Here is a 26,166-nt window from a genome sequence, read left to right on the forward strand (position 1 = left end):
TCCAAGAACCGATCATGCCTGCCAGCGCGTTCCTTCCTCCCGTTGCCGAACGTCAGGCCGCCATGGCGCGGGGCTTCGATCCGTGGCGACCGCGCACCCTCTACGACATGCTGGTTCATGCGGCGGAGCGGCATCCGGATCGCCCCTATCTGATCACAGACACCCGGACGTGGACCTATCGCCAGATGGCCGACTGGGTGGCGTCGGTCGCCGGCGGCCTGGTCACCGCCGGGGTTCGGCCTGACGAGCACGTGGCCTTGGTCATGGCCAACTATCCAGCCTTCGCCGCTGTGAAGTTTGCCGTTGCCGCGATCGGTGCCGTGGCCGTTCCGGTCAACATCCTCAACCGCCGGGACGAACTGGCCTATGTGCTGCGCCAGTCCCGGGCCGTCATGCTGGTCACGATGGACCGGTTCCGGGACCTCGACTACCTGGGGATGCTGGACGAGATCGCCCCGGGTTGGGAGAGCGATGGAGGCGGCGCGGCTCTGCCCGACCTGCGCTCGGTCGCGATCTTCCAGGCCGAAGGCGGCGGGCGGGCCGGAGCGACCACGTTCGAAAATCTCCATGGCGGTGCGGGCGCGCTTCCCGAGGTTGACCCGGCGGCGCCTGCAGACATCATCTACACCTCAGGCACGACCGGCTCACCCAAGGGCGTCGTCCTGACCCACGACATGCTGCTGCGCGCGGCCTTCGGGAGCGCCTATGCCAGGGCGTTCGAGGACGGGCGGCGAATCCACTTCAGCCTGCCGATGAACCATGTATACGGCTATGTCGAGGGGCTTCTGGCGGCCCTCTTCGTCGGTGGCGCGATCGTACCTCACCTGAAGTTTGATCCGCGAGAAACGCTGCGGGCCGTCGAGCGCCACGAGGTTAGCGACCTCCTGCTGATCCCGACGATGACCTTGGCCGTGCTCGATGCCCTCGTCGACACACCGGTCGGCACGAGATCGCTGAAAGGGATGCTGTCCTCCGGGGGGCGCACACCGCCGGGCCTGTGGAATCGTATTCTCGCGACCTTCGACGGCATCGAGATCACGACCGGTTATGGCATGAGCGAATGCACGGCCTCCACGACCGTGACCCGGCCGGACGACCCGACCGACCGGCTTGTGACGACCAATGGTCGCCTGCGAGACGTCGGGCCGGCGGGTGATCCGGCCATTGGACACCGCATCGTCGATTACCGAGTCGTCGACCCGCAGTCGGGCGCGGTACTGCCGCCCGGAGAGGTCGGCGAGCTGATGGCGAGGGGGCCCGGCGTGACCGCCGGCTATTACGACAAGCCGGAGGCCACGGCCGAAGCGTTCGATGCCGAGGGCTGGCTGCACACCGGCGACCTCGGCCGGATCGATGCCGACGGCTATCTGAGCCTCGTCGGGCGGGTCAAGGAAAGCTACCGCTGCGGCGGCGAACAGGTCACGCCCTCAGAGATCGAGGATGTGCTGATGGGCCACCCGTCCGTCTTGCAAGCTCACGTCGCCCCCGTGCCAGATGACCGCATGGGTGAGATCGGCATTGCCTTGATCGTGACGCGCCCGGGATACGTGCTGGAGCCTCAGGCCCTGATCGACTGGTGCGCCGAACGGCTCGCGCGCTTCAAGGTGCCGCGCCACGTCCTGCCGATCGCGGCGGAAGAGGTGCCGCTGACGCCGTCAGGGCGACCGCGCAAATTCCTGCTGTCCCGGTTGGCTAGCGAACGTCTAGGCCTGTCATGACCGAAGTCTCCCGAATCGCCCTCGTGACCGGGGCCGCACGCGGCATCGGGGCCGCCATCGCTGAACGCCTGGCCGCGGACGGCTGCGACATCGCGGTGATGGATCTGGACCCGGGCGCCTGCGTCGACACCGTTGCGCGGATCGAGGCGCTGGGACGTCGGGCGGTCGCAGTGGCTGTTGATGTCGCCGACGAGGCTTCGGTCCAGGCCGCTGTCGAAGCGGCCGAAGCCGCGCTGGGACCGCCCGCCGTTCTGGTCAACAACGCCGGCGTCCTGCGCGAGAAGACCCTGGCCAAGATGACGCTCGACGACTGGCAGGTCGTCCAGGACGTGAACCTGCGAGGGGCCTTTTTGATGTGTCGTGAGGTCCAGACAGCCATGCGCCGACAGGGGCATGGCCGAATCGTCAACCTGGCAAGCATCGCCGCGCTCGGAGCCTATGGGCAGGCGAACTATGCCGCGGCCAAGGCGGGGCTGATCGGCCTGACCAAGACGTTGGCGCTGGAGATGGGCAAATCCGGCATCACCGCCAATGTGGTGGCCCCGGGCTTCGTCGTCACTCCTATGACGGCCGCCGTGGCCGAGCGGCTGGGCGTGACCTTCGAGGCGATGATCGCGGACGTCGTGCGCGATATTGCTGCTGGCCGGCCGGGCCAGCCCGAGGACATCGCCAACGCTGTCGCCTTCTTCGCCGACCCGCGATCCGGATTCGTCTCGGGTCAGGTTTTGTTCGTGGCAGGCGGGCCGCGCGGCTGAATGGGACGGGTTGGTCTTTCGCCCCTCGCTCGCTAATCAGGTCGCAGTATGAGCCCCACCAGCGACAAGACCAGCGGTATCGGCAAGCGCCGGAAGGCGGCGAAGGAAGAAAGTTCCGACGCCTACAAACGGCGTCGGCGAGAGATCGCGGAGGCGGCCGTCCGTGTGTTCGACCGTCTGGGCCTGCAGGGCGCAAGCATCAGCGCGGTGGCTGCCGAGCTCGGCATCGATCGCGCCTCCGTCTACTATTACATTTCATCCAAGGAAGAGCTGTTCGACGAGGTCCTGCGTGCCGTGGCCGAACGAAACTCGCAGATCGCCACCGACATCGCCGCCAGCACGCTGCCGGCGCCGGACAAGCTGTGGAAACTGATCGTCTCGATCATGGAATCTTACGGCGAGCACTATCCTTTGCTCTTCATCTACATTCGCGAGAACCTCGGTCGCGTTTCGGGCACCCGTTCGAAATGGTCATCGGACATGCGGCAGGTGAACCGCATGATCGAGAACGCTTTCATTTCAATCATCGAGGAAGGCTATGCCGACGGCACATTGCGCGACGTCGGGCCGTCGCGCGTGGTGGCCTACGGAATGCTGGGCGTCGTCGGCTGGACCCATCGCTGGTTCCGCCCCGAGACCTCGCCCCAGAGCGCGCGCGAGATTGGCGAAACGTACGCCAACATGATGGTTTCCGGCATGCGGACTTGATCTACTGCTGATCCCGACGCGGTCCTGACGCAAACATCGACAGCGTTCAATGCTCGACATCGCAGCCAACCTCACGCTTGCGTTGTCAAGCAAATCTTGGAGTGGCCGTCTCGAAAGCGGACCTTCCGAGCGTCTCAGACGAGTCACTCTCGGACTTGGCAATCCCGCGCCGGGAATGTCCGATATGGGTCGGGAGCGGTCCTCGGCCTCCCGTCCGACAGCGGGCCTCGCGTCACCCGCCCAGCGGCGGACGCCCTGGAGGTCCCCTGGGGCTGGGAAGTGGACCGTCCTCCTTTCAACCTTGACGATAGAGCTCCTCTCACCATCTCAGCGTCTGCCAGAGGTCGGGAGACGGAAATGTTCGGGTTGTTCTTCCATCCTCGGCGCTCCGACGATGGCCGACCGGTGGCGATGCGGGTGGTGGCTGGTCAGCAAAGCGCGCCAACGACCGATGCACCGTCGCCCGTCATCGTGGATCGTGTCGCCGCGCCGATCTCGGACGTCAAATCGCTACGACGCGCGACTGCTGCTCTCGGTAAAGAGCCGCCCCAGGATGACGAAAGTTGCTGGGAGGATTTATTCCTATCGCGCCCCTTGCGCGAAGGCTGGCCAGCTCCATGTCGTGGGCAGGCCCGTCAACGCCTGGGGCCCAGGATGCACAGTGCCACGCAGTGCAATTCGGAGTTGCCGATAACTTCCTGATTTCCTTCGAGTTGCACTCTTGGACTCTGTTTTTTTAGAGTCCAGTCCGACGGCCCGGCAGACCCTCAGACCAGCCGGATCGCCGACATCAGCCGCCCGAAGTCCGGCTCGCCGCGCTGGAACGCCCGCCGGTTCGAATAGAAGGCCGCCGCGTCGACGCAGGTGTCGTGCCCGGTCCACGCTGCCTCGCCCACCCCCGCCTGCTCCAGCCGCCACAGGACCAAGCCGGGCAGGTCGAACATCCGCTTGTCCGCCGTCGCGCCCTCGATGAAGAACCTCTCGGCGCCCGGGTCATGGTGATCGAACCGCTCCTGGAAGTCGGCCCCGACCTCATAGCTGGCCTGGCCGATGCAGGGCCCGACCACGGCGACGATCCGGTCCGGTCGTGCGCCCAGCGCTTCCATCGCCGTCAGGGCGGAGTGCACGACCCCGCCCAGGGCCCCCTTCCAGCCGGCGTGGACCGCGCCCACCACCCGTGCCTCGGCGTCGGCCAGCAGCACGGGCGCGCAGTCCGCCGTCAGCACCGCCGGGATCACCCCGACCGTCGCCGAGATCACCGCGTCGCCCTCCGGCCGCTCGCCGGCCCAAGGCCCGGTCGCGATCCGTGTCAGGCTGGAATGGATCTGGTAGCAGGCCGCCAGATCGTCCGGCCCGCCGCCCAGCGTCGCCGCCACCCGCCGCCGGTTCTCTTCGACCGCCGCCGGGTCGTCCGCCGACCCCAGGCCGGTGTTCAGCCCCTCGTAGAGCCCGGTCGAAACCCCGCCCCGCCGCGTGAAGAAGCCGTGGCGAAGGCCCGCCTTATCCAGCAGCGGATGGGTGATCGGCGTCGTCTCGGTCATGCTTCGAACCCCGGAACGGTAAGGCTGCGGGGCGAGAAGATCGCAGCCGCCTTGAACAGGTCGCCCATCTGGTCCGCCGCCGTCAGCCGCGCCAGCTGGCGGGCGATGACGGGCGCCGCCTCGGGCCTTCCCGAGGACAACCGCTCGGCTCGCGCTTCGATCCCCAGCCGCCTCAGGAACTCGCCCTGGCCGACGCAGCCCGTGACGTCGGCGCCGGTCCGGATCGCCGCCTCCTGCACCGCCGGGAAGTCCGCCCACTGGGTCAGGTCCGCCTCGCCCGGCGTCGCCAGCACATCGACCTTCGCATGCCGCCGCAAGCCCTGCAGCGTATCGCCCACGCCCGGCCGGTCGCGGCCGTAGTCGATCAGCAGCGCTGCCCCCGACGTCTGGTGCAGCAGGGCGCCCAGATCCCGCCCGAACGCGGCCTGCTGGTCCGAGACCTCGACCACCTGGCCCGGCTCGACCTCGAACGGCGGCCGTTCGAACCCGCCGGTGATCCCCACCAGTCCGAAGGTCAGTCCGCCGTCGTCGGTGACCCCGACCCGCCGCTCGGCCCAGCCGCCGTCGGTCCGCACGAACTGACGCGCCGGCAGACAGTCCAGCACCTCGTTGGCGATCAGGATGACCGGCGCATCGGTGTCGATCTGGCCCAGCGACCTGACCCAGCGGGGCGAGACGTCGGCCTGGGACAGCCTGCGCGCCTGAATCTCCCGCAAGGGCCCCGAGGGCTCGATCAGGATCAGGTCGCAGGCCTCAAGGAACCCCGGCGCGACGCGTGCTGCCCGCAGCGCATCGTCCATCAGGGCGCCGTCGCCGGGCCCGACCTCGACCAGCCGGAACCGCTCCGGCGCACCCAGCCGATGCCAGGCCTCGACCGCCCACAGGCCGATCAGTTCGCCGAACATCTGGCTGACCAGGGGCGCGGTGATGAAGTCACCGCCTTCTCCCAGAGCCGGACGCGTCGCGTAGTAGCCGTCCCTGGGATCGTGCAGGCAGCGGGTGACATAGTCGGCCACCGTCATCGGCCCGGTCAGGGCGATCTCCCGCGCCAGTCGATCCTTCAGCGACATCTCAGCCTGCGGCGGCGACCGGCGGACGCTTCCACGCGCGGTGGATCAACCACGCCCCGACCAGGATCATCGGGATCGACAGCATCATCCCCATGGTCAGGCCCAGCGGGAAGTTCTCCATCCCGGCGTCGGGCTGGCGCACATTCTCCAGCAGCGCCCGCGACGCGCCGTAGCCGACCAGGAACAGGCCGGTGACATAGCCGGGCTTGGCCAGCAGCTTCCATTTCCAGACCGCCAGGCCGAGCACGATGAAGAGCAGAACCCCCTCCAGCCCCGCCTCGTACAGCTGGCTCGGGTGACGCGGTTCGTTTCCGGCCGGGCAGAAGCCGTACATCTGTTCGATGCGGGCGTTGCAGAAGCGGATGGCCCAGGGCACGTCCGTCGTCCGCCCCCACAGCTCGCCGTTCACGAAGTTCGCCATCCGTCCGAAGAGCAGGCCGATCGGCGCGGCCGCCAGGGCCATGTCGCCGATGCTCAGCGCATTGGCCTTCGTCCTCCAGGCGTAGATCAGCACCGCAAGCGTGCAGCCCAGCATCCCGCCGTGGAACGACATCCCGCCGGTCCACAGCTGGAACAGCTCAAGCCGCTCGCCGAGGCTCGAACCCGTGAACAGCTGCAGGAACATGACCGGCTTGTAGAACAGGGCGTAACCGAACCGGCCGCCCAGGATGATGCCCAGGGTGATCCACAGGATCAGGTCGTCCAGCTGCGGGCCCGCCAGCGGCGGCTTGCCCGGCGCCCAGACCCGGTCGCTCTTGAGGATCCGCGCGGCATAGATCCAGCCCAGCACGATGCCGGCCACATAGGCCAGGGCGTACCAGCGGATCGGCAACGGCCCCAGATGGATCAGGACCGGATCGAACTCGGGAAAGGTCAAGCAAGGCTCCTGCGACGATTCGCTCCGCCTTTAGCAAGCGTCGCTCGGTCGCGCGAGCGTGACACGTTTCGGCCCCGATTGCCCCCAATCAGGGGGTGTCTGGAAAGGTTTCGTTCACCATATCAGGCAACCTTCCCTTAACGACGCCCGCCGCTCGCGGGCCGGAGACGACCATGCAGGCGCGCAACCCCATCCTCGACGAGTTCGCCAAGCTCTCGACCAGCGCCATGGGCCTGGCCCAGGCCGCCGGCGAAGAGGCCAGGGCCGCCTTCCGCGCCCAGTCCGACCGCGTCGTCGCCGAGATGGACCTGGTCCGGCGCGACGAGTTCGACGCCCTGAAGGCCGAGGTCGCCGCCCTGCGCGCCGAGCTGGCCACGCTGAGAGCCGCCCCGACCAAGGCGAAGAAGCCTCAGACGGGAACCTCCACAGATGGAACTCGTCTCCCGGACGCAGCCGGTTGAGCCGAATCTCCGAACACGCCTACCGTCTTTTCGAAGGCGGCCCTGAGTCGCCCCAGACCTTGTCGTCCCTGCCCTCCCGCGAGATCGAGTTCACCTGATGGATGCTGCCGGACCCCAAGAGGTCGACGTCCCCTACGATCCGCTGGACGTGGTCGAGCATGTGCTGAACGCCGAGAACCTCCCGTTCGACCGGACGGACGACGGCGACCTGGCCTTCGCTCTTGCCGGCGACTGGAAGGACTACGAACTCTGGTTCGCATGGCGCCCCGAGGGCGACTGTCTGCAGCTGTGCTGCGCCCTGGACCTGCGCGCGACCAAGTCCCGCCGCAACGCCGCCTACGAACTCGTCTCCATGGTCAACCAGCGCACCTGGATGGGCCATTTCGAGGTCTGGTCCGAGGATGGCGAGATCGTCTTCCGTCACTCCCTGGCCCTGCCGCACGGCGAGCGGCCGACCCTGGCCCAGGCCGCGTCGATGATCGATGCCGCCGTCGAGGCCGCCGACCGCTACTACCCGGCCTTCGACTTCATGATCCGTGGCCACAAGAAGCCCCAGGATGCGATCGACAGCTGCCTGTTCGAGACCGTCGGCACGGCCTGATCCCCTGCGAGGACTCTGATGCAGGTCACCCTCCTCGGCCATGGCCGCCTCGGCTCCGCGATCGCCGAGGGCTGGCGGCTGACCGGGACGGTTCCTTGCCCCACCGTCCTGACCCGCGCTGTCCCGCCGGTCTGCCCGCCTGACACCCGGGCCCTGGTGATTGCCGTCAAGCCCGCCGCCTGGCGCGGGGCCGTTGCCCCGGTGCTGGCGACCCTGCCGGCCGACGCGACCGTGATCTCCGTCATGGCCGGCGTCCGCGCCGCTGACCTGTCCGCCGCCTTGCCGGGCCGGGCCGTGGCCCGCGTCATGCCCACGACCGCTGTGGCCCAGGCTCAGGGCGTCGCCGCCATCTGGTCCGATGATACGGCCGCGCGCGCCCTGGCCCACGCCCTGTTCGACCCTGTCGCCGACACGGTCGATCTCGACGAAGAGTCCTTGATCGACGCCGCGACTGCGGTGGCCGGATCCGCGCCCGCCTTCTTCTACGCCCTGGCCCAGGCGCTCGCGCAGGCCGGTGTCGAGGTGGGGCTGACGCTGGACGCGGCCGAAAGGCTGGCACGCGGCGCGCTTCGTTCGGCCGGATCAGGCGCGGGAACGCACGCATCGCTGGATGATCTGATCGCGCGCATCGCCTCGCCCGGCGGCACGACGCGCGCCGGGCTTGACGCGCTCAAGGACTTCGATCTGGACGCGGCGGGCCGTGCGGCGGTTCAGGCCGCCGTGGCCCGGGCGAGGGCGCTAGCGGGCGACCAGCCGGCCTGAGGCGAGATTGTTCGCCAACCGGTTGTAAGTCTGCTCGGCGTCCTGCCAGGTGTTGTAGCCCCGCACCTCGGCGATCGAACTCGAATAGTTCGAATAGCGCACTGGCAGTCGCTGGCCGTCGGCGGTGATGACCTCACCCTCCACCGTCGCGCCCCCGATGGAGAAGCTGTCCATGATCGACAGTCCGGGCCTGTCGGCGGCCTGCTGCCAAGTCGGACGGTTCGGCTGCAGATCGGTGATCACAAGGTTGATGGTCGCGCCTTCGAGCGCGCCGTCGCGGGCCAGGCGACGTTCGACGACGGTCTGCAGCCGTTCAAGCTGGCGATCCACGTCGCGTTGACCGAGCCTGTTGACCTCTTCGGTCAGATCGCCGCCGACGGTCACCGTCACCTGAGGCGTCTGGGCGAACGCGGGCGCCGCGAGGGCCGCGGCAAGAGCGAGGGGGGCGAGAAAGGCGAAGCTGCGCATGACGATCTCCGGGAAGTCCCTGTCAGGGGCAAGATGGGCTCAGCGGCCCGTCTCCGCAATCCTTGCGCAAGGGCCGCGCCAGAGAGACGCCTCCGTGACGCTGAAGCCTTCAGCCCGGGAGGCGGATCAGCGCCCGCAGGCCCCCCAGATCACTGCGCGCCAGGGTGATGTCGCCGCCGTGCCCCCGCGCCACGTCCCGCGCGATCGCCAGGCCGAGCCCGACGCCCTTGCGGTTCTGGTTGCGGCTCTCGTCCAGCCGGCTGAACGGGCGGAAGGCCTCCTCGTGCATATCGTCTGGAATGCCCGGACCGTCGTCCTCGATCGCGATCTCCAGTCCGCCCGACGCCAGAGCCCGCGCCGACAGCCGCACATGCTCCCCATGCGCCGCCGCATTGCCCGCGAGGTTGGTGAGCGCCCGCTTGAAGGCCAGCGGTCGCAACGAGGCGGTCAGGTCGTTTGGCGCGGCGATCTCGACTTCCGCGCCCGCCCGCTTCACGTCCTCGCCCGCCGCCTTGAGCAGGGCCGAGACATCGACGGGTTGCGGCGCCTCGCCGGCCTCGCCCTTCGCGAAGGCGAGGTATTCGTCGATCATATGCTCCATCTCGTCGAGGTCGCCCTTCATGGCGGCCTGACGCTTGAACTGCGGGGCCAGCGCCAGCTCCAGCCGCAGCCGGGTCAGGGGCGTGCGCAGGTCGTGGCTGACCGAGGCCAGCAGGGCCGTCCGCTGTTCGATATGCCGCTGGATCCGGTCGCGCATGGCCAGGAAGGCGACCGCTGCCTGACGCACCTCGCGCGCGCCGTGCGGCTTGAATTTCGGCGACATTTCGCCCCGGCCGAAGGCTTCCGCCGCTTCGGCCAGCCGCTCGATGGCGCGGACCTGATTGCGGATGAACAGGATGGCCACGCTCATCAGCAGCACCGTCGCCAGCATCAGCCACAGGACGAAGATATGCGCCTGGGTCGCCACGGCCCGCTCCCGCGGCGCGATAATGCGCAGCACCCCTGTCGGCTGCTGGACCTGGATGTCGACATAGGCGGGATAGCGGGTCGTATCGAACCAGAAGGGCTGGTCCAGACGCGACGCCAGCGCCGCCTCCAGTGTCCGGTCCACCACACCGATCGCCCCGCGTCGCTGTTCCTCGGGCAGGGTGGCGCCGGGCCGCAGCGCGATCGACAACTGCATCGACCGCTCGCCCCGGTCGGCGATCACCGCCAGGTTCGCCTCGGTCGGTTCGTCGCGATAGCTCTCCGCCGCCCAGGCCACGTCGCCGGCCAGCCCCTCGGACAGGCGCGCGGTCACCGTCTGCCAGTGCATGTCGAAGAAGGCCCAGGTCACCGCCCCCTGCATGATCAGGATCGGCAGGACGATGATCAGCAGCGACCGCCCCCAAAGCGATGTGGGCAACTGCCGCTTCAGAAACCGCGCCAGGACGGGGAAGGGCAGCAGCCTCATGTCAGTCGGGCGCCAGCATATAGCCCACGCCGCGCACCGTCTGGAGATAGCGCGGGTTCTTCGGATCGGCTTCCAGCTTCCTGCGCAGGCGGGTCACCTGAACGTCGACCGCGCGGCCGGTGATGTCGGCCGTGTCCGGCGACAGGTCCATCCGCTCGACCGGCGCGTGGGCGTGCAGGGCGAGCGTCTTCAGCAACTGCCCCTCGGCCTCGGTCAGCCGCATCGGCGCGCCGTCCCGGGTCAGCTCCAGGCGCTCCAGATCAAACGTGGCCGTGCCCAGCTTGATCTCGCGCGGCATGATCGGCTTCACGCCCGTCCGTCTCAGAATGGCGTCGATACGCAGGGCCAGTTCCTTCGGGTCGAAGGGCTTGGACATATAGTCGTCGGCGCCGCGCGACAGGCCGTCGATCCGGTCCGATGCCTCGCCGCGCGCGGTGAGCAGCAACACGGGCGTCCTGGACAACTGCGCCTTTGACCGCACCCAGGTGGTCAGCTCCAGCCCGCTCTCGCCCGGCATCATCACGTCAAGCACGACCAGGTCGAACTCGATCAACTCCATCAGGCGACGCGCCGCCGCGGCGTGCGCGGCCCCGGTCACGCGATAGCCCTCGCGCGCCAGATACTCCTTCAGCAGCTCGCGAATCCGGTCGTCGTCGTCGACGATCAGCAGGTGGCGACCGACGCCTGCGCCCGCCACAGGTCCTGAACGGCTGCTGCTCATGCGAACATTCCCGTGCGCGCGCCGTTGACCTTCGGCGCTTCGGGCGTTCTAACCGGCAAATCTGCGCAGGAGACGTTGTTCAATGGCCTTGGTTCCTTTCGACGATCGTGACGGTTGGATCTGGATGAATGGCGAATTCATTCCGTGGCGGGAAGCGAAAACGCACGTTTTGACCCACGCCCTTCACTACGGTTCGTCGGTGTTCGAGGGTGAGCGTATGTATGGCGGGGAAATCTTCAAGCTGACAGAGCATTCCGAGCGATTGGCCCGTTCGGCGAACCTTCTGGACTTCGAGCTGCCTTACAGCACCGCTGAAATCGATCAGGCCTGCAGGGAAACCTGCGCGAAGATGGGTATGGAGGACGCCTACATCCGCCCCGTCGCCTACCTCGGCGCGGAACAGGTCAGCGTCTCGGCCCTGAACAACAAGGTCCACGTCGCCATCGCCGTTTGGGACTGGCCCAGCTATTTCGACCCCGAGGTCAAGAAGAAGGGCATCAAGCTGGAGTGGGCCAAGTGGCGCCGCCCTGACCCGCTGACGGCCCCGACGACGGCCAAGGCCGCCGGCCTCTATATGATCTGCACCATGTCCAAGAATGCGGCCGAGAAGCGCGGCTTCGCCGACGCCATGATGCTGGACTGGCGCGGCTATGTCGCCGAGGCGACCGGCGCCAACGTCTTCTTCGTCCAGGACGGCGTGATCCACACGCCGGACGTGACCCACATCTTGAACGGCATCACGCGCCAGACGGTGATCGACATCGCCCGCGCCAAGGGCATCGAGGTCGTGGTGCGCCACATCCGTCCGGAAGAGCTGTCGACCTTCAGCGAGTGCTTCCTGACCGGTTCGGCCGCCGAGGTGACGCCGGTCCAGTCGATCGGCGAGTACGCTTTCACGCCGGGCGACCTGTCGCTGACCCTGATGGACGACTACGGCAAGCTGGTTCGCCGCATCAAATAAGACGACGCCTTCGAGACAAGACGAACGGCCCGGCGGCGACGCCGGGCCGTTCTGCCTTATGGGCTGCGACAAATGGACTTGCGGCCCGGCGCGCACTCGCGTTCAACCGGCAACGGACCCGGCGACGCCGGTGTGGGGAAGACCGTCGTTTCCATGTTCAGCATTCTGAATCTTCAGAGCCTTCTGGGTCTGTTCGTCATTGTCGCCGCCTGCTGGGGGCTGTCGGAGAACAAGCGCGCCTTTCCCTGGCGGCTGACGCTCGGCGCCATCGGCGTGCAGGCTCTTCTGGTGCTGGCCCTGTTCGCCATTCCGGGCTCGCAGACGGTGCTTGCCGCGATCACCGGCGCCGTCGACGGCCTGTCGCGGGCGACGTCCGAGGGGGCGAAGTTCGTGTTCGGCTATCTCGCCGGCGGAGACCAGCCCTATGCCGTGACCAACGCGGGCGGCCTGTTCACCTTCGCCTTCAACGTCCTGCCGATGATCCTCGTGATCTCGGCCTTGTCTGCGTTGCTGTGGCACTGGAAGATCCTGAAGTGGCTGACGCACGGCTTCGGCATCCTGTTCCAGAAAACCATGGGCCTGGGCGGCGCCTCGGCCCTGGCGGTCGCGGCCAATATCTTTCTCGGCATGATCGAGAGCCCGATAGTGATCCGGGCCTATCTCGACAAGCTGACCCGGTCCGAGATCTTCCTCATGATGGTCGTGGGCCTGGCGACGGTCGCCGGCTCGACCATGGTGGCCTACGCGACCATCCTGTCGGCGACCCTGCCGAACGCCGCCGGTCATGTGCTGGTGGCCTCCATCGTTTCCGCGCCCGCGGGCGTTCTGCTGGCCCGCATCATCATCCCCGAGAAGCCGGGCGAGGGTGGTCAGGTCGCGGACTACGGCTCGGCGCTGAAATACGACTCGGCCATCGACGCCATCGTCAAGGGCACGGCCGACGGCCTGATGGTCGTCCTCAACATCTCCGCCGTCCTGATCGTCTTCGTGGCCCTGGTCGCCCTCGTGAACATCATGCTGGGCGGCTTCTGGCTGTTCGGCGACCACATCACGGTCGAGCGCCTGCTGGGCTGGATCTTCATGCCCCTGGCCTGGCTGATCGGCATCGACTGGTCCGAGGCGGGCAAGGCGGGCTGGCTGCTGGGCGTCAAGCTGACCCTGACCGAGTTCGTGGCCTTCATCCGTCTGGGCGAGGTTCCGGCCGGCGAGATGAGCGAACGCACCCGGATGCTGCTGACCTATGCCCTGTGCGGCTTCGCCAACATCGGCTCGGTCGGGATCACGGTCACGGGCCTGTCGGTCCTGATCCCCGAGCGCCGCGAAGAGGTGCTGGGCATGGTGTGGAAGGCGCTGTTCGCCGGATTCCTGGCGACCTTGATGACGGCAGCGGTTGTCGGCGCCATGCCAGCCTCCATATTCCGCTGAACCGGAGACCCGCTCGATGAAGCTCTACGACAGCCACCGCGCCCCCAATCCCCGGCGCGTCCGCTGGGTCATGGCCGAGAAGGGCATCGAGGACGTCGAGATCGTGCCGATCGACATCATGTCGGGCGAGCACAAGACGCCGGAATACCGAGCCCGCGTCGGCGTCCCCCACGTCCCTGCGCTGGAACTGGACGATGGCACCACCATCTCTGAGTCGGTCGCCATCGGCCGCTATCTGGAGTCGATGTATCCGGAGCCGAACCTGTTCGGCGTCGACGCCCGCGAACAGGCCATCGTCGAGATGTGGACCCGCCGCTGCGAGTTCTATCTGGCCAACCCGATCATGCTGAACGTGCGCCTGACCCATCCGGCGCTTGCGGCGCTGGAATCGGCGCAGCAGCCCCAGGTCGCTGACTACAACCGCGTCGCCGCCGAACGCTTCATGCGCACCCTGGACCGGCGCCTGGCCGACCATGAGTTCATTGCGGTGAACCGGTTCACCATCGCCGACATCGTCGCCGCCGTCGGTTTCGATTTCGCGCGCCTCGTCAAATACCGCCCGCCCGAGGAGTTCACCCACCTGTCCCGCTGGCTTGAAGACTGCCGCGCCCGTCCGGCGGCGAAGGTCGGGGTGTGACCGGCGATGCCGATCCTCTGATCCTCAGCCTCGGTTTCGATCGCGCATCCTTCGAGTGTTTCGATGACCTGCGACGCGCCCATTTTCCGGCAGCCCTGAACCCGATCCCCGCGCATCTGACGCTGTTTCACCATCTGCCGGGCGATGGACTGGCTGGGGTGGCTGCAGCGGTGGCCGAGACAGCCGACGACGTTACGGCCTTCGATATGCGCGTCACCGGCTTGCGAAAGCTGGGGCGAGGCGTCGGCTTCTCGCTGGAAAGCTCGGCTCTTGCAGCTGTGAGGAGCAGGCTGGCCTCACGCTTCGCCGATGTTCTCACGCCTCAGGACCGGCAGGGTTTTCGTCCCCACGTCACGATCCAGAACAAGGTGGACCCTGCCGAGGCCCTGGCGTTACACGACCGTCTGGCCGCCGACTTCGCCCCGTGGACCGCCAGGGCAGAAGCGCTGCTAGTCTGGCGTTATCGCGGCGGTCCATGGGAGGCGGCCGGGTGCTTCGAGTTCAGGTCCGCGGCGTGAATTTCCGGATGATCCCGCTGTAGGTCATCAACGTCCGCTCGCCCGTGCTGATCTGGCCCCGCACGAAGATCAGCGACCCGCCCGCGCGCACCACCTCGCCCGTCGCCTCGACCAGTTCGCCGACGTAGGCCCCGTCGATCAGGGTGGAATCGAGCTGTACGGTCACGCCGTTCATTCCCTCCATCTGCTGATACGCGGTCTGGAACAGGGCGATGTCGGCGAAGGTCATCAGGCAGCCGCCGTGCATCCTGTGCCCTGCGTTCATGTGTTTGGGCTCGGCACGGAAGGCGCAGCGCATCCTCCCATCCGGATCCGGCTTGAAGTAGAAGGGACCCACGACCTGGTCGAAGGTGCCGTGCAGATCGTACGTCTGCCAACCGGTGAACTCGCCCTCCGTGACCGTGATCTTCTCGACCATTTCCGAACTCGCCTTCTTTTCAGTGTCGCAGTGCAGCATATAGGGCCCATGAGCGATCCAATCGAAGCAGCAATTTACGAGACCCTGGCGAAAGCTGACCCCAAGGGCGTCGGCGGCAAGTCCGTGGAACCGGCGGATGTGGCCAAACATATCCAGACCGAACAGTGGCAGCGCGTCCTGCCCAAGGTCCGGGCGACGGCGCTTGGCCTGATGCGTCAGGGCAAGCTGACCATCACCAAGAAGGGCAAGGTCGTCGATCCGGCGAACTTCCGCGGCGTGACCCGTCTGCGCCTGCCGACCGGGTCGGAGACCGCCGCGGCCCTCGCCGCCCTGCCGCCCAAGGCGGATGAAGACGCCGACGACTAGATCCGAGCATCCCCGGCTTCGCGGGGATGAGCGGAAGGGGGAGTGCCTCGAACACGTCCTTTCGGACATCCGCGCCTGCCGGGCGTGTCTCGGCGACCTGCCGCACGAACCGCGACCGGTGGTCCGGGTCTTTCCCGAGACCCGCCTGCTGATCTGCGGCCAGGCGCCGGGACGCCGCGTGCATGAGAGCGGCCTGCCCTTCACCGATCCGTCCGGCGACCGGCTGCGCGACTGGATGGGCGTGGACTACGAGACCTTCTACGCCGACCACCGCATCGGCGTGGCGGCCCAGGCCTTCTGCTATCCCGGCACGGCGCCACAGAAAAATGGAAGAAGCGGCGGCGACTATCCGCCGCCGAAGCGCTGCGCGACCCTGTGGCGGCCCCGGCTGCTGGAGGCCCTGCCCCCGATGGAGATGACCCTGCTGGTCGGCGGCCATGCCCAGGTCTGGGCGCTGGGCGAGCGGGCCAGGGCCAATATGACCGACACCGTCCGCGCCTGGCGGGATTACGCCCCTGACATCCTGCCCATGCCCCATCCGTCGTGGCGGAACACCGCCTGGCTCAGGCGGAATCCGTGGTTTGAGGCCGAGGTCGTGCCGTATCTTCGCCAAAGGGTCCGGGGCATCCTGTTCGCATGATCCGCGCGCTGGCCCTGTCCATGATGCTGCTAGGCCTCGCCGCCTGCGCCACGCCCCATGTCCAGCCGCCGTTGACGCCGCCCGCAGGTTTCGCTGGTCCCCGCATCGAGCCGGGCGCCTTCGTTGTCGATGACGGGGCGAGGCTGCCCTACCTGCGCTGGGGACCTGAGGAGCCGGAGGTGATCGTTATCGGCCTGCACGGCATGAACGACCATGCCGCCGCCTTCCGACTCGCGGGTCCGTGGTGGGCGGAGCGCGGCATCGCCACCTACGCCTATGACCAGCGCGGCTTCGGCGCGTCCCCCGGTCGGGGCGTGTGGGCGGGCGAGGCACGGATGGCGGAGGATCTGCGCACGGTCGTCGCCCTGGTCCGCGCCCGCCATCCGAACGCCCGCATCGCCGTGGCGGGCGAGAGCATGGGCGGGGCAGTCGCCATCTCGGCCTTCGCTTCGGATCGGCCGCCTGTCGCCGACCAGTTGATCCTGCTGGCCCCCGCTGTCTGGGGCTGGTCCAGCCAGAGCCTGCCCAACCGCGCCAGCCTGTGGGCCGCAGCGCGGCTGATGGGGTCTCGCTCGATTACGCCGCCGGACTGGGCGGTCCGGCGCATCCGGGCCACCGACAACCTGATCGAACTGGTCGCCAACGGGAACGATCCAGGCTTCATCCGCTCGACGCGGTTCGACGCCCTGGCCGGCCTCGTCGATCTGATGGAGAGCGCGACCCTCAAGCTTGGGCAGGTGAGGGCGCCGACGCTGCTGCTGTACGGCGCCAGGGACCAGATTATCGAACAGGGCCCCATGCGCCGCGCCCTCATCCGCGCCGGCGATCCGCCGAACCTGCGCACCGGCTGGTATCCCGACGGCTGGCACCTGCTGAACCGCGACTGGCAGGCGGAGGTCATGTTCCGCGACGTGGAGGCGGTGCTGCGAGATCCGAACGCCACCCTGCCGTCCGGCGCCGGCCCGGTGCTTGAGGAACTTCGACGTTAACCCCGAAAATCGGCCAGCCAACCCCGACACTTAAACCGCCGTTAACCACGCGGGCGGCAGTTTCTGCCTAGCGAGGGCAGTCGGCTCCCCCGTGACAGTATTTGGGCGGGGACGCGTGGGCGGCTTCACGGCGGCATTGCAGAGATTTGGGATCGGGCGGCTCGCCATGATCCTCGGCGTCGGGGCCGGCGTCGCCGCCATCCTCGTGGCCGTGATGATGCGTGTCGGCCAGGCGCCGGACGCCCTGCTGTATTCCAACCTCGACCTGCGCGAGGCCGGCGAGATCACGTCCTCGCTGGAGCAGGCGGGCATCAAATATTCCACCCGTGGCGACGGCTCGACCATCATGGTCAATCGCGACGACGTCGGCACGGCCCGTCTGATGCTGGCCGGCAAGGGGCTCGTGAGCTCAGGCTCGGTCGGCTACGAGCTGTTCGACAACCAGTCGGTGCTGGGCCAGACCGAGTTCCAGCAGCAGATTTCGGAACAGCGGGCCCTGCAGGGCGAACTGTCCCGCACCATCATGTCCATGCGCGGCATCTCTTCGGCCCGCGTGCAGATCGCCTTGCCGCGCCGCGAACTGTTCGCCCAGGACGCCGCCGAGCCCACAGCCGCCGTCGTCGTCGGCCTGGGCGGTCGCGCCCTGAGCGCTGACCAGGTCCGCGCCATCCGCAATGTCGTCGCCTCGTCCGTGCCGAACCTCAAGCCCGGCAAGGTCACCGTGGTCGATGAGACCAACCAGACCCTCGCTGCAGCCGACGATGAGGAGGGCTTCTCCTCCGCCACCGCCGAAGCCGCCAAGACCGATACCGAAGCCCAGCTTCAGGCCCGCATCAAGGATCTGGTCGAGGGCGTGGTCGGTCCGGGTGCCGCGCGCGTTCAGGTGACCGCCGACATCGACATGAGCCGCTCCACCACCCAGGAGCAGAAATATGATCCCGACGGCCAGGTCGTGCGCTCGACCTCGTCCAACGGCTCCCAGTCCCAGGACAGTGAGGGAACGGCCGATGGCGGGGCCACGGCGACGAACAACATCCCCGGCGGCGAGGCCCCGGCGGTCACCCCGGCGGGCTCGACCGAGAGCGTCACGGGCGAGACCACCAACTACGAGATCTCGAATACCACCACGACCACGACCAAGGAGCCGGGCGAGGTGCGCAAGCTGTCGGTGGCCGTGGCCGTGGACGGCAAGCTGACTCCGCCCGTCGAGGCCGGCGGCGAGCCGACCTACACCGCCCGCACGCCGGAAGAAATCACCCAGATCGAGGATCTGGTGAAGGCGGCCATGGGCTTCGATCAGACGCGCGGCGACCAGGTGCGGGTCACCAATGTGCGCTTCAACCGGGACGCCCTGGTGTCGGCCGGGGGCACCGATGGCGGCTCGCCGCTGTTCAACTTCACCAAGAACGACATCATGCGCGGCGTTGAGCTGCTTGTTCTTCTGATCACGGGCCTGCTGCTAATCTTCTTCGTCCTGCGACCGCTGCTGAAGTCGGCGACCGGTCCCGGCGGCATGTCCGCCCTGGCCGGCGCGGGTGGCGGCCAGATCGGCGTCACCTCTTTGCAAACCAGCGTGGTCGGCGGCGCGGGCCAGCTGGCAGGTCCGTCTGACATGGACCAGCGGCTCGACATCGCCCGTATCGAGGGTCAGGTGAAGGCGTCGTCCGTCAAGAAGGTCGCGGACTTCGTCGAGAAGCATCCCGATGAGTCGACGTCCATCCTGCGCAGCTGGGTCCACGAAGGCTGATGGTCGCAAGGATGGCAAACAAGAAAGCATCCGTCGACGACGCCAAAAAACTGTCCGGCCCGGAAAAGGCGGCGGTCATCCTGCTGTCGCTCGGCGAGGAGCACACCCGCCTGTGGCAGGGTCTTGACGACGAAGAGGTCAAGGAAATCTCGCAGGCCATGGCCGGCCTCGGCACCGTCAGCTCGACAGTGGTCGAGGAGTTGCTGATCGAGTTCGTGTCCGGCATGTCGGGCTCCGGCTCGCTCATGGGGAGCTTCGAACAGACCCAACGCCTGCTCGCCTCCTTTATGCCGACCGACCGGGTCGAAGGGCTGATGGAGGAGATCCGCGGTCCCGCCGGCCGGACCATGTGGGACAAGCTGGGCAATGTGAACGAGGCCGTCCTCGCCAACTATCTTAAGAACGAATACCCGCAGACGGTCGCCGTGATCCTGTCGAAGGTTAAGCCCGACCACGCCGCACGCGTGCTGACCTCCCTGCCCGAGGACTTCGCCCTCGAATGCGTCCAGCGGATGCTGCGCATGGAGCCGGTCCAGCGCGAAATTCTCGACAAGATCGAACAGACGCTCCGCAACGAGTTCATGTCGAACCTGGCCCGCACCTCCAAGCGCGACAGCCACGAGGCGATGGCCGACATCTTCAACTCGTTCGACCGCCAGACCGAGGCCCGCTTCATCGGCGCCCTGGAAGAGCGCAATCGCGAGTCCGCCGAACGCATCCGCGCCCTGATGTTCGTCTTCGAGGATCTGAGCAAACTGGACCCCGGCGGCGTCCAGACCTTGCTGCGGTCGGTCGAGAAGGATTCTCTGGGCCTGGCCCTGAAGGGCGCCTCGGAAAGCCTGCGCGAAATGTTCTTCACCAACATGTCCGAGCGGGCGTCCAAGATCATGCGCGAGGACATGGAATCCATGGGGCCCGTCCGCCTGAAGGATGTCGACACCGCCCAGATGGCCATGGTCCAGGTCGCCAAGGATCTGGCGGCGCGCGGCGAGATCATGCTGGCCGGTGCGGCCGGCGACGACGAGTTGATCTACTGACATGACCGATCACGCTCCCATCACCAGCCGCCCCTTCGCCTTCGACACCGAGTTCGACGGCGCGGGCTCGGTCGTGCACGCCTCCGAGTTCCGTCCGACCAAGCGCGCCTATATGCCGTCCGAGGTCGAGGCCCTGGTCGCCCAGGCCCGGTTCGAGGCGCGCGAGGCGGCCCTGGCCGAGGCCGCCAGCATCGAGGCCATGGGCGTCGCCGCCATCGGTCAGGCCATGGGGCAGGCCATTCCGGCCCTGACCCATGTCGCCCAGACCCATCGCGAGCAATCGGCCGGTCTCGCGCTCGCCGCCGCCCGCGTCATCGCCGCCGCCGCCCTGGAGCGGCTGCCGATCGGCCCGCTGCAATCGGCGCTGGAAAGCCTGGGCCAGGAGATCGACAGCTCGCCCCGTCTCGTGGTCCGCGCCTCGGGCCTGGAGCCTGGGGTCCAGGAGAAGATCCAGGCGATCTGTATCGATGCCGGCTTCACCGGCGTGGTCGCCTTCCGCGAAGACCTGTCCCTGCCGCTCGCGGCCTTCCAGCTGGAATGGGCCGACGGCCGGGCCGACTTCGATCCCGCCGCCGCCGCCGACCGGATCGCCGCCGTCCTGACCTCCGCCCTCGCCGCCGAGGCCGGGCATGCCGAACCCCTCATCAACGGAAGTGACCTCTGATGGCCGCCGACGATCTCGCCCTGGAAGAGTTTCCCGAGTCGACATCCCTCGCCATGATGGACGAGGCCGGGGACAAGTCCGCCGCCGACCTGTCGACCGTCTTCGACGTACCGGTCAATATCTCCGCCGTCCTGGGCAAGGCCCATATGACGGTGGCCCAGCTGCTGAAGCTCAATCGCGGGTCGGTGCTCGAGCTGGACCGCAAGGTCGGCGAGGCCATCGACATCTTCGTCAACAACCGTCTGGTCGCGCGCGGGGAGGTCGTCGTCGTCGAGGATCGCCTGGGCGTGACCATGACGGAAATCATCAAGACAGAGGATTCGGCCGCCTAGGGCGCGCCGGTTCCGGTACGGATTAAGGGAGAAGACCCATGCGGCTTCTGGTGGTCGGTCGGCTTTCGGGCCAGCTCGCGGCGGCGGTGAAGATGGCCATGGCGCACGGCGCCAAGGTCAGCCACGTCGAACGCACGGATCAGGCGACGGAACAGCTCCGGCGCGGGCAGGGGGCCGACCTGCTGATGGTCGACTACAATCTCGACATCGGGGCCCTGATCGCCGCCAACGACGCTGAGCGGATCTTCGTGCCGGTCGTGGCCTGCGGCGTAGACAACGACGCCGAAAAAGCCGCCGCCGCCATTCGCGCCGGAGCCAAGGAGTTCATTCCGCTTCCGCCTGACGCCGACCTGATCGCCGCCGTCCTGGCCGCGGTCGCCGACGACGAGCGCCCGCTGATCTCGGCCGATCCGTCTATGCAGGCCGTGATCAAACTGGCCGACCAGGTCGCGCGCTCGGAAGCCTCCATCCTGATCACCGGCGAAAGCGGCGTCGGCAAGGAAGTGATGGCGCGCTATCTGCACCAGCAATCCAAGCGCGCCGAGCGGGCCTTCATCAGCGTCAACTGCGCCGCCATCCCGGACAACCTGCTGGAATCCGAACTGTTCGGGCACGAGAAGGGCGCCTTCACGGGCGCCGTCGCCCGCCGGATCGGCAAGTTCGAGGAGGCCGACGGCGGTACGCTGCTGCTGGACGAAATCTCGGAGATGGACGCCCGGCTTCAGGCCAAGCTGCTGCGCGCGATCCAGGAGCGGGTCATCGACCGCGTCGGCGGCACCAGGCCCGTACCTGTGAATATTCGCATCATCGCCACCTCCAACCGCGACCTGGCCAAGGCCGTGGCGGAGGGCACGTTCCGCGAAGACCTGCTGTATCGCCTGAACGTCGTGAACCTGCGTCTTCCGTCTCTGCGCGAACGTCCTGGCGATGTGGCCGTGCTGGCCGATCACTTCGTCAAGAAATACGCCGCCGCCAACGGCGTGCCGGCCCGGCCGCTGTCCCAGGATGCTCGCCGCGCACTGGCCGCCCACCGCTGGCCCGGCAATGTGCGGGAGCTTGAGAACGCCATGCACCGCGCGGTCCTGTTGGCCGTCGGCGCCGAGATCGACGCCGAGGCCATCCGCCTGCCGGACGGTCAGCCGCTGACGGGCGCGATCGCCGGTTCCGACGTCGGTCCCGCCGCCCGCGCCGCCCAGACCGCCGACGCCGTCTCCCGCGCCTATGTCGGCCAGACCGTCGCCCAGATGGAAAAGACCCTGATCCTGGACACCCTGACCCACTGCCTGGGCAACCGGACGCATGCGGCCAACATCCTGGGCATCTCGATCCGCACCCTGCGCAACAAGCTGAATGAGTATTCGGATGAGGGGACGCAGATCATGGCGCCCCAGACGGGCATCGCCACGAGCGCCTACGGCGCCAACGCAGCGTGACCGATCGTCGGATGGTCCTGACGGGGCTTGGCGCGCTCGGTCTGATCGGCTGCTCGCCCAGGGGCGAGGCCGCTGCTCCCGTCGCGCCGCCCGCGCCGGAAACGCTCGACCTGTCCGGTCTGGAACAGGCGCACGGTGGTCGCTTCGGTCTGTTCGCCCATGACCTCGGCACGGGGCGCCAGTTGACGGCGCGCGGCGACGAGCGGTTCGTCTATTGTTCGACGTTCAAGATGTACCTCGCCGCCGCGATCCTGCTGCGCGTCCAGGCCGGCGACGAACAGCTCGACCGTCTGATCCCCGTGACCCGCGCCGACATGGTCAACCATGCCCCCGTCACCGAGCCGGCCATTTGCTCGAGCCTGACGGTCGAGCGGTTGATGCAGGCCGTGGTCGAGGTCTCCGACAACCCCGCCGCCAACCTTCTGCTGAAGGCGCTGGGCGGCATCGCGCCGATGCAGGCCTTCTATCGCGGCATCGGCGACGCCTCGACGCGCGTGGACCGGTTCGAGCCCGAGATGAACCGCCTCGACGGGGACAAGGACACCATCACCCCGACCCAGTCGGCCGCCAACATCCACCGCCTGTTCATGGATCCGGCCTCGCCCCTGTCGCAGGACTCGAAGACGATGCTGCTGGGCTGGATGTTTTCCTCGCCGACCGGCGTCGATCGCATCAAGGCGGGTGTGCCGGCCGACTGGCGCGTGGCGCACAAGACCGGCACCGGCGGCTACGGCCCGACCAACGACATCGGCATCCTGTATCCGCCGACCGGCGAGCCGATCATCGTCGCCGCCTACTACCATGCCGCGTCCGACGCGCCGGCCAACGAGGCCGTCATAGCCGAGGCGACCCGTCGGGCCCTGGCTCAGCTGGGTCGCGCATGACCGACACGCCGGTCATGATGAAGGACGGCATGGCCCGTCCGACCGGCGGGGACATCCGCGGTTGGCTGATGCGCGGCGAGGTCGGCATGGCGGTCGGCGTGATCGGCGTCATCCTGCTGCTGATCCTGCCCGTTCCGAAGATGCTGCTGGACCTGCTGCTGGCGATCTCGCTGGTCTCGTCCGTGCTGATCCTGATGACGGCGCTGATGATGAAGCGCCCGCTGGACTTCGCCATCTTCCCCACGGTGCTGCTGATCTCGACCCTGTTTCGCCTCGGTCTGAACCTGGCGTCCACACGTCTGGTCCTGACCCATGGCCATGAGGGGCATGACGCCGCCGGTCAGGTCATCAACGCCTTCGGCGCCCTGATGATGGGCGGCAGCTTCATCATCGGCATCATCATCTTCGCCATCATCCTGGTGGTGAACTTCGTGGTCATCACCAAGGGTTCGACCCGGATCGCCGAGGTCTCGGCCCGCTTCACCCTGGATTCCATGCCGGGCAAGCAGATGGCCATCGACGCCGATCTGTCCAGCGGCCTGATCACCGAGGATCAGGCCAAGCTGCGCCGCAAGGAGCTGGAGCAGGAATCGACCTTCTTCGGGGCCATGGACGGCGCCTCGAAGTTCGTGCGCGGCGACGCCGTCGCCGGCCTGATCATCGTCGCCATCAATGCCATCGGCGGCATCCTGATCGGCACGATCCAGCACGGCCTCCCGATCGGCGAAGCGGCCAACACCTATATCCAGCTGACCATCGGCGACGGCCTGGTGACCCAGGTTCCGGCCATCATCATCTCGATCGCCGCCGGCTTCCTGGTGTCCAAGGCGGGCGTCGAGGGTTCCGCCGACAAGGCCCTGGTCGCCCAACTGGCCACCAACCCCGTCAGCCTCGGCATGGTCGCCGCCGCATCCGCCCTGCTGGCCCTGATCCCCGGCATGCCGATCCTGCCCTTCGCCGGTCTGGCCATCGGCGCGGGTTACATGGCCTGGCATCACGGGCGGGCGAAACTGAAGCCTCAGCCCACCGAGGCCGAACTCGCGGCCGCCGCCGGCGCCGGCAAGCCCAAGGACGATGCGGAAGAGCCCATCGGCACGGCCCTGACCATCGACGAGGTCAAGATCGAGCTCGGCTATTCGTTGCTGACCCTGATCAACGACCTGGAGGGCCGCCGCCTGACCGACCAGGTCCGCGCCCTGCGTCGCGCCCTTGCCCAGGAGTATGGCTTCGTCATGCCGTCGGTGCGGATCCTCGACAACATGCGCCTGCCGACCCAGGGCTACGCCATCCGCATCAAGGAGATGGAGGCCGGCGCCGGCGAGGTCCGTCTGGGCTCGCTGATGGCCATGGACCCGGCCGGCCGCCAGGTCGAACTGCCCGGCGAGCACACCAAAGAACCCGCCTTCGGCCTGCCCGCCACCTGGATCGACGAGAGCCTGCGCGAGGAGGCCACCTTCCGCGGCTACACCATCGTCGATCCGTCGACGGTGCTGACCACGCATCTGACCGAGATCCTGAAGGAGAATATGGCGGACCTGCTGACCTATGCCGAGGTGCAGAAGCTGCTCAAGGAACTGGGGCCGGAGGAGAAGAAGCTGGTCGAAGAACTCGTGCCCTCCGTCGTCACCGTCACCACCCTGCAGCGCGTGCTCCAGACCCTGCTGCGCGAGAAGGTCTCGATCCGCGATCTTGGCGCCATCCTGGAAGGCCTGGCCGAGGCCGCGCCGCACTCGTCGTCGATCACTACCCTGGTTGAACACGTCCGCACCCGCCTGGCCCGTCAGCTGTGCTGGCAGAACAAGGGCGACGACGGCGCCCTGCCGATCATCACCCTGTCCCCCGATTGGGAGGCCGCCTTCGCCGAGGCCCTGGTCGGCCAGGGCGAGGACAAGCAGCTGGCCATGGCTCCCTCGCGGCTCCAGGACTTCATCCGCGCTGTCCGCGACGTCTTCGAACGCGCCGCCATGTCTGGCGAGAGCGCGGTCCTGTTGACCGGCCCCCAGATCCGTCCCTACGTCCGCTCCATTATCGAACGCTTCCGCGGTCAGACCGTGGTGATGAGCCAGAACGAGGTGCACCCCAAGGCGCGCCTGCGGACGCTGGGGTCGGTGTAAGGGCTCTCCTCCCCGTCCTTCGGACGGGGAGGAGAAGCGCACTTCGTCTAGTTCACCCGTACGAACCCGCCCGCCGACGCCTCGCGCGCCGCATCGTTGGTCGGCCGCGCGATCAGGCCGGACTGGGTGATCCAGACCTCATAGGTCGCCCCGTTCGCCATCGGCATGTAGGCTGCGGAACCATAGAGGGTGTCCACCGCGTCGACATAGCGACGGTATTTCCGCGCCACGTCCCAGACGCTCAGGGTCCACGGCACATAGGCCAGCGGCCCGGTCTTCACGTCGCCCCCCGACAGGGCGTGGACGCTGCGGGCGCCGGTGCGTTCCTGCTCAATGGTCTGATAGCGGCCCGAGAGACGGTCGAGCCGGTATTGGGAATCCAGACCGACCACATTGGCCCACGGCTTCCACTTCAGGACCTGGGCCTCCATCCGCCATTCGTCGCCGTTGACCGGATAGACGGCAGTGCGGGCGGGCGCCTCGCCCTGGGCGGGCTGGGTCACGACGACCTCGAAATACTGTGGCGCCAGCTGCCGGATCGACAAACTCGCGACCGGCCGCTCATAGGTCAGGCGCGAATAGGTCTGGACGTTCTGGCCCAGAAGACCGCCCGCCAGGGCTGCCGCCAGCAACGCCGCGCCCCCGGCCGTACCGAACAACCCGCCGAAGAACTTGCCTTTGAACAGCGAGCCCAGTCCGCCGAACAGAATCAGGACGCCGATGATGGCCACGGCCGTCGGTGCGATCCACCACCACCAGAACATTCAATCCACTCCCGAAACTGCAAAGCTTGTTAACGGAACACTTTGGTCCTGCACAGGTTGCCCGGCGAATGACTTCACTGGACACGCGAATGTGCGCCGCTA

The 26,166-nt window shown here is 67.6% G+C and carries 28 protein-coding genes; 20 read left to right on the forward strand and 8 right to left on the reverse strand.

The window, feature by feature from the left end; translation table 11 throughout:
• The first annotated feature begins 14 nt into the window (after window positions 1-14).
• The 3 genes from ACP7A5_RS01845 to ACP7A5_RS01855 are packed head-to-tail and all read left to right on the forward strand — an operon-like array spanning window position 15 to window position 3,181.
• Window positions 15-1,718: a class I adenylate-forming enzyme family protein gene (locus ACP7A5_RS01845; protein ID WP_426040309.1), complete on the forward strand. Its 1,704-nt coding sequence runs from the start codon at window positions 15-17 to the stop codon at window positions 1,716-1,718.
• A complete protein-coding gene (locus ACP7A5_RS01850; RefSeq protein WP_426040310.1) occupies window positions 1,715-2,473 on the forward strand; it encodes an SDR family oxidoreductase in 759 nt (252 codons plus the stop codon). Before ACP7A5_RS01845 ends, ACP7A5_RS01850 begins: the two co-directional genes overlap by 4 nt.
• Window positions 2,474-2,521: 48 nt before the next feature.
• Window positions 2,522-3,181: a TetR/AcrR family transcriptional regulator gene (locus ACP7A5_RS01855; protein WP_426040311.1), complete on the forward strand. Its 660-nt coding sequence runs from the start codon at window positions 2,522-2,524 to the stop codon at window positions 3,179-3,181.
• Between the two features lie 767 nt (window positions 3,182-3,948).
• Here ACP7A5_RS01855 and pgeF read toward each other — a convergent pair.
• From pgeF to lgt, 3 genes are read right to left on the reverse strand one after another with little or no spacing between them, the layout of a single operon-like run.
• The gene (pgeF, locus tag ACP7A5_RS01860; RefSeq protein WP_426040312.1) at window positions 3,949-4,722 is read right to left on the reverse strand and encodes a peptidoglycan editing factor PgeF; all 774 of its coding nucleotides are present in this window, start codon (window positions 4,720-4,722) and stop codon (window positions 3,949-3,951) included.
• A complete protein-coding gene (locus ACP7A5_RS01865; RefSeq protein ID WP_426040313.1) occupies window positions 4,719-5,792 on the reverse strand; it encodes a class I SAM-dependent methyltransferase in 1,074 nt (357 codons plus the stop codon). The genes pgeF and ACP7A5_RS01865 overlap by 4 nt, the downstream gene beginning before the upstream one ends.
• 1 nt (window position 5,793) lies before the next feature.
• Window positions 5,794-6,669 (reverse strand): prolipoprotein diacylglyceryl transferase, encoded by an 876-nt coding sequence (lgt, locus tag ACP7A5_RS01870; RefSeq protein WP_426040314.1) that lies wholly within the window; start codon window positions 6,667-6,669, stop codon window positions 5,794-5,796.
• A gap of 173 nt (window positions 6,670-6,842) precedes the next feature.
• Between lgt and ACP7A5_RS01875 the strand changes: the two genes are divergently transcribed.
• The 3 genes from ACP7A5_RS01875 to ACP7A5_RS01885 all read left to right on the forward strand — a co-directional run bounded on the left by ACP7A5_RS01875 (window position 6,843) and on the right by ACP7A5_RS01885 (window position 8,493).
• Window positions 6,843-7,130, forward strand: a complete 288-nt coding sequence (locus ACP7A5_RS01875) for an accessory factor UbiK family protein (RefSeq protein WP_426040315.1) — start codon at window positions 6,843-6,845, stop codon at window positions 7,128-7,130.
• Window positions 7,131-7,227: 97 nt separating this feature from the next.
• Window positions 7,228-7,731, forward strand: coding sequence for a YbjN domain-containing protein (locus tag ACP7A5_RS01880; protein WP_425991404.1), 504 nt, complete (start codon window positions 7,228-7,230; stop codon window positions 7,729-7,731).
• Between the two features lie 18 nt (window positions 7,732-7,749).
• Window positions 7,750-8,493 (forward strand): pyrroline-5-carboxylate reductase family protein, encoded by a 744-nt coding sequence (locus ACP7A5_RS01885; RefSeq protein WP_426040316.1) that lies wholly within the window; start codon window positions 7,750-7,752, stop codon window positions 8,491-8,493.
• On the opposite strand, the gene ACP7A5_RS01890 is transcribed toward ACP7A5_RS01885, so the two are convergent.
• The 3 genes from ACP7A5_RS01890 to ACP7A5_RS01900 all read right to left on the reverse strand — a co-directional run bounded on the left by ACP7A5_RS01890 (window position 8,470) and on the right by ACP7A5_RS01900 (window position 11,135).
• Window positions 8,470-8,961 carry a hypothetical protein gene (locus ACP7A5_RS01890; protein ID WP_426040317.1) on the reverse strand — a complete coding sequence of 164 codons (492 nt, stop codon included), beginning with the start codon at window positions 8,959-8,961 and terminating at the stop codon, window positions 8,470-8,472. The genes ACP7A5_RS01885 and ACP7A5_RS01890 overlap by 24 nt on opposite strands.
• Before the next feature lie 109 nt (window positions 8,962-9,070).
• Window positions 9,071-10,414: an ATP-binding protein gene (locus ACP7A5_RS01895; protein ID WP_426040318.1), complete on the reverse strand. Its 1,344-nt coding sequence runs from the start codon at window positions 10,412-10,414 to the stop codon at window positions 9,071-9,073.
• A 1-nt stretch (window position 10,415) separates the two neighbouring features.
• Window positions 10,416-11,135 (reverse strand): response regulator, encoded by a 720-nt coding sequence (locus tag ACP7A5_RS01900; protein WP_303696354.1) that lies wholly within the window; start codon window positions 11,133-11,135, stop codon window positions 10,416-10,418.
• Between the two features lie 82 nt (window positions 11,136-11,217).
• Here ACP7A5_RS01900 and ACP7A5_RS01905 point away from each other — a divergent pair, with 82 nt between their 5' ends.
• The 4 genes from ACP7A5_RS01905 (at window position 11,218) to ACP7A5_RS01920 (ending at window position 14,676) form a co-directional block, all read left to right on the forward strand.
• Window positions 11,218-12,096 carry a branched-chain amino acid aminotransferase gene (locus tag ACP7A5_RS01905; protein WP_426040319.1) on the forward strand — a complete coding sequence of 293 codons (879 nt, stop codon included), beginning with the start codon at window positions 11,218-11,220 and terminating at the stop codon, window positions 12,094-12,096.
• A gap of 153 nt (window positions 12,097-12,249) precedes the next feature.
• On the forward strand, window positions 12,250-13,521 hold the full coding sequence (locus ACP7A5_RS01910) for a NupC/NupG family nucleoside CNT transporter (protein ID WP_303696352.1): 1,272 nt from the start codon (window positions 12,250-12,252) through the stop codon (window positions 13,519-13,521).
• A gap of 16 nt (window positions 13,522-13,537) precedes the next feature.
• Window positions 13,538-14,158 (forward strand): glutathione S-transferase family protein, encoded by a 621-nt coding sequence (locus ACP7A5_RS01915; protein ID WP_426040320.1) that lies wholly within the window; start codon window positions 13,538-13,540, stop codon window positions 14,156-14,158.
• Window positions 14,155-14,676 carry a 2'-5' RNA ligase family protein gene (locus ACP7A5_RS01920; protein WP_426040321.1) on the forward strand — a complete coding sequence of 174 codons (522 nt, stop codon included), beginning with the start codon at window positions 14,155-14,157 and terminating at the stop codon, window positions 14,674-14,676. The genes ACP7A5_RS01915 and ACP7A5_RS01920 overlap by 4 nt, the downstream gene beginning before the upstream one ends.
• On the opposite strand, the gene ACP7A5_RS01925 is transcribed toward ACP7A5_RS01920, so the two are convergent.
• Window positions 14,660-15,094: a PaaI family thioesterase gene (locus ACP7A5_RS01925; RefSeq protein WP_426040322.1), complete on the reverse strand. Its 435-nt coding sequence runs from the start codon at window positions 15,092-15,094 to the stop codon at window positions 14,660-14,662. The genes ACP7A5_RS01920 and ACP7A5_RS01925 overlap by 17 nt on opposite strands.
• 48 nt (window positions 15,095-15,142) lie before the next feature.
• On the opposite strand from ACP7A5_RS01925, the gene ACP7A5_RS01930 reads away from it, so the two are divergent.
• From ACP7A5_RS01930 to flhA, 10 genes are all read left to right on the forward strand, one after another.
• Complete coding sequence (locus tag ACP7A5_RS01930) at window positions 15,143-15,460, forward strand: DUF3253 domain-containing protein (RefSeq protein WP_426040323.1); 318 nt, start codon at window positions 15,143-15,145, stop codon at window positions 15,458-15,460.
• Entirely contained in the window at window positions 15,441-16,100 is a 660-nt protein-coding gene (locus tag ACP7A5_RS01935; protein ID WP_426040324.1) for a uracil-DNA glycosylase family protein, read from the forward strand. The genes ACP7A5_RS01930 and ACP7A5_RS01935 overlap by 20 nt, the downstream gene beginning before the upstream one ends.
• Window positions 16,097-17,089, forward strand: coding sequence for an alpha/beta fold hydrolase (locus tag ACP7A5_RS01940; RefSeq protein ID WP_426040325.1), 993 nt, complete (start codon window positions 16,097-16,099; stop codon window positions 17,087-17,089). Before ACP7A5_RS01935 ends, ACP7A5_RS01940 begins: the two co-directional genes overlap by 4 nt.
• Window positions 17,090-17,204: 115 nt before the next feature.
• Window positions 17,205-18,836: a flagellar basal-body MS-ring/collar protein FliF gene (fliF, locus tag ACP7A5_RS01945; RefSeq protein ID WP_426040326.1), complete on the forward strand. Its 1,632-nt coding sequence runs from the start codon at window positions 17,205-17,207 to the stop codon at window positions 18,834-18,836.
• A complete protein-coding gene (gene fliG, locus ACP7A5_RS01950; RefSeq protein WP_426040327.1) occupies window positions 18,836-19,873 on the forward strand; it encodes a flagellar motor switch protein FliG in 1,038 nt (345 codons plus the stop codon). Before fliF ends, fliG begins: the two co-directional genes overlap by 1 nt.
• Window position 19,874: 1 nt before the next feature.
• Window positions 19,875-20,537, forward strand: a complete 663-nt coding sequence (locus tag ACP7A5_RS01955; RefSeq protein WP_426040328.1) for a flagellar assembly protein FlbE — start codon at window positions 19,875-19,877, stop codon at window positions 20,535-20,537.
• On the forward strand, window positions 20,537-20,869 hold the full coding sequence (fliN, locus tag ACP7A5_RS01960; protein ID WP_425991374.1) for a flagellar motor switch protein FliN: 333 nt from the start codon (window positions 20,537-20,539) through the stop codon (window positions 20,867-20,869). The genes ACP7A5_RS01955 and fliN overlap by 1 nt, the downstream gene beginning before the upstream one ends.
• Window positions 20,870-20,907: 38 nt before the next feature.
• Window positions 20,908-22,302 (forward strand): sigma-54 interaction domain-containing protein, encoded by a 1,395-nt coding sequence (locus ACP7A5_RS01965; RefSeq protein WP_426040329.1) that lies wholly within the window; start codon window positions 20,908-20,910, stop codon window positions 22,300-22,302.
• Window positions 22,299-23,186 carry a class A beta-lactamase gene (gene bla, locus ACP7A5_RS01970; RefSeq protein ID WP_426040330.1) on the forward strand — a complete coding sequence of 296 codons (888 nt, stop codon included), beginning with the start codon at window positions 22,299-22,301 and terminating at the stop codon, window positions 23,184-23,186. The genes ACP7A5_RS01965 and bla overlap by 4 nt, the downstream gene beginning before the upstream one ends.
• Before the next feature lie 14 nt (window positions 23,187-23,200).
• Window positions 23,201-25,300: a flagellar biosynthesis protein FlhA gene (gene flhA / locus ACP7A5_RS01975; RefSeq protein ID WP_426040407.1), complete on the forward strand. Its 2,100-nt coding sequence runs from the start codon at window positions 23,201-23,203 to the stop codon at window positions 25,298-25,300.
• Between the two features lie 47 nt (window positions 25,301-25,347).
• Here flhA and ACP7A5_RS01980 read toward each other — a convergent pair whose 3' ends face one another.
• Window positions 25,348-26,064 (reverse strand): hypothetical protein, encoded by a 717-nt coding sequence (locus ACP7A5_RS01980; RefSeq protein WP_426040331.1) that lies wholly within the window; start codon window positions 26,062-26,064, stop codon window positions 25,348-25,350.
• Window positions 26,065-26,166: the final 102 nt, after the last annotated feature.

The organism is Brevundimonas sp. TWP2-3-4b1, from assembly GCF_049897665.1.
Classification (GTDB): Bacteria; Pseudomonadota; Alphaproteobacteria; order Caulobacterales; family Caulobacteraceae; genus Brevundimonas; species Brevundimonas subvibrioides_B.

Excerpts from the sequence above, each read along its gene's own strand:
- ACP7A5_RS01845 (WP_426040309.1), top strand. The coding sequence starts at position 15 with ATGCCTGCCAGCGCGTTCCTTCCTCCCGTTGCCGAACGTCAGGCCGCC.
- ACP7A5_RS01850 (WP_426040310.1), top strand. The coding sequence starts at position 1,715 with ATGACCGAAGTCTCCCGAATCGCCCTCGTGACCGGGGCCGCACGCGGC.
- ACP7A5_RS01855 (WP_426040311.1), top strand. The coding sequence starts at position 2,522 with ATGAGCCCCACCAGCGACAAGACCAGCGGTATCGGCAAGCGCCGGAAG.
- pgeF (WP_426040312.1), bottom strand. The coding sequence starts at position 4,722 with ATGACCGAGACGACGCCGATCACCCATCCGCTGCTGGATAAGGCGGGC.
- ACP7A5_RS01865 (WP_426040313.1), bottom strand. The coding sequence starts at position 5,792 with ATGTCGCTGAAGGATCGACTGGCGCGGGAGATCGCCCTGACCGGGCCG.
- ACP7A5_RS01875 (WP_426040315.1), top strand. The coding sequence starts at position 6,843 with ATGCAGGCGCGCAACCCCATCCTCGACGAGTTCGCCAAGCTCTCGACC.
- ACP7A5_RS01880 (WP_425991404.1), top strand. The coding sequence starts at position 7,228 with ATGGATGCTGCCGGACCCCAAGAGGTCGACGTCCCCTACGATCCGCTG.
- ACP7A5_RS01885 (WP_426040316.1), top strand. The coding sequence starts at position 7,750 with ATGCAGGTCACCCTCCTCGGCCATGGCCGCCTCGGCTCCGCGATCGCC.
- ACP7A5_RS01890 (WP_426040317.1), bottom strand. The coding sequence starts at position 8,961 with ATGCGCAGCTTCGCCTTTCTCGCCCCCCTCGCTCTTGCCGCGGCCCTC.
- ACP7A5_RS01895 (WP_426040318.1), bottom strand. The coding sequence starts at position 10,414 with ATGAGGCTGCTGCCCTTCCCCGTCCTGGCGCGGTTTCTGAAGCGGCAG.
- ACP7A5_RS01900 (WP_303696354.1), bottom strand. The coding sequence starts at position 11,135 with ATGAGCAGCAGCCGTTCAGGACCTGTGGCGGGCGCAGGCGTCGGTCGC.
- ACP7A5_RS01905 (WP_426040319.1), top strand. The coding sequence starts at position 11,218 with ATGGCCTTGGTTCCTTTCGACGATCGTGACGGTTGGATCTGGATGAAT.
- ACP7A5_RS01910 (WP_303696352.1), top strand. The coding sequence starts at position 12,250 with ATGTTCAGCATTCTGAATCTTCAGAGCCTTCTGGGTCTGTTCGTCATT.
- ACP7A5_RS01915 (WP_426040320.1), top strand. The coding sequence starts at position 13,538 with ATGAAGCTCTACGACAGCCACCGCGCCCCCAATCCCCGGCGCGTCCGC.
- ACP7A5_RS01925 (WP_426040322.1), bottom strand. The coding sequence starts at position 15,094 with ATGGTCGAGAAGATCACGGTCACGGAGGGCGAGTTCACCGGTTGGCAG.
- ACP7A5_RS01930 (WP_426040323.1), top strand. The coding sequence starts at position 15,143 with ATGAGCGATCCAATCGAAGCAGCAATTTACGAGACCCTGGCGAAAGCT.
- ACP7A5_RS01935 (WP_426040324.1), top strand. The coding sequence starts at position 15,441 with ATGAAGACGCCGACGACTAGATCCGAGCATCCCCGGCTTCGCGGGGAT.
- ACP7A5_RS01940 (WP_426040325.1), top strand. The coding sequence starts at position 16,097 with ATGATCCGCGCGCTGGCCCTGTCCATGATGCTGCTAGGCCTCGCCGCC.
- fliG (WP_426040327.1), top strand. The coding sequence starts at position 18,836 with ATGGTCGCAAGGATGGCAAACAAGAAAGCATCCGTCGACGACGCCAAA.
- ACP7A5_RS01955 (WP_426040328.1), top strand. The coding sequence starts at position 19,875 with ATGACCGATCACGCTCCCATCACCAGCCGCCCCTTCGCCTTCGACACC.
- fliN (WP_425991374.1), top strand. The coding sequence starts at position 20,537 with ATGGCCGCCGACGATCTCGCCCTGGAAGAGTTTCCCGAGTCGACATCC.
- ACP7A5_RS01965 (WP_426040329.1), top strand. The coding sequence starts at position 20,908 with ATGCGGCTTCTGGTGGTCGGTCGGCTTTCGGGCCAGCTCGCGGCGGCG.
- flhA (WP_426040407.1), top strand. The coding sequence starts at position 23,201 with ATGATGAAGGACGGCATGGCCCGTCCGACCGGCGGGGACATCCGCGGT.
- ACP7A5_RS01980 (WP_426040331.1), bottom strand. The coding sequence starts at position 26,064 with ATGTTCTGGTGGTGGTGGATCGCACCGACGGCCGTGGCCATCATCGGC.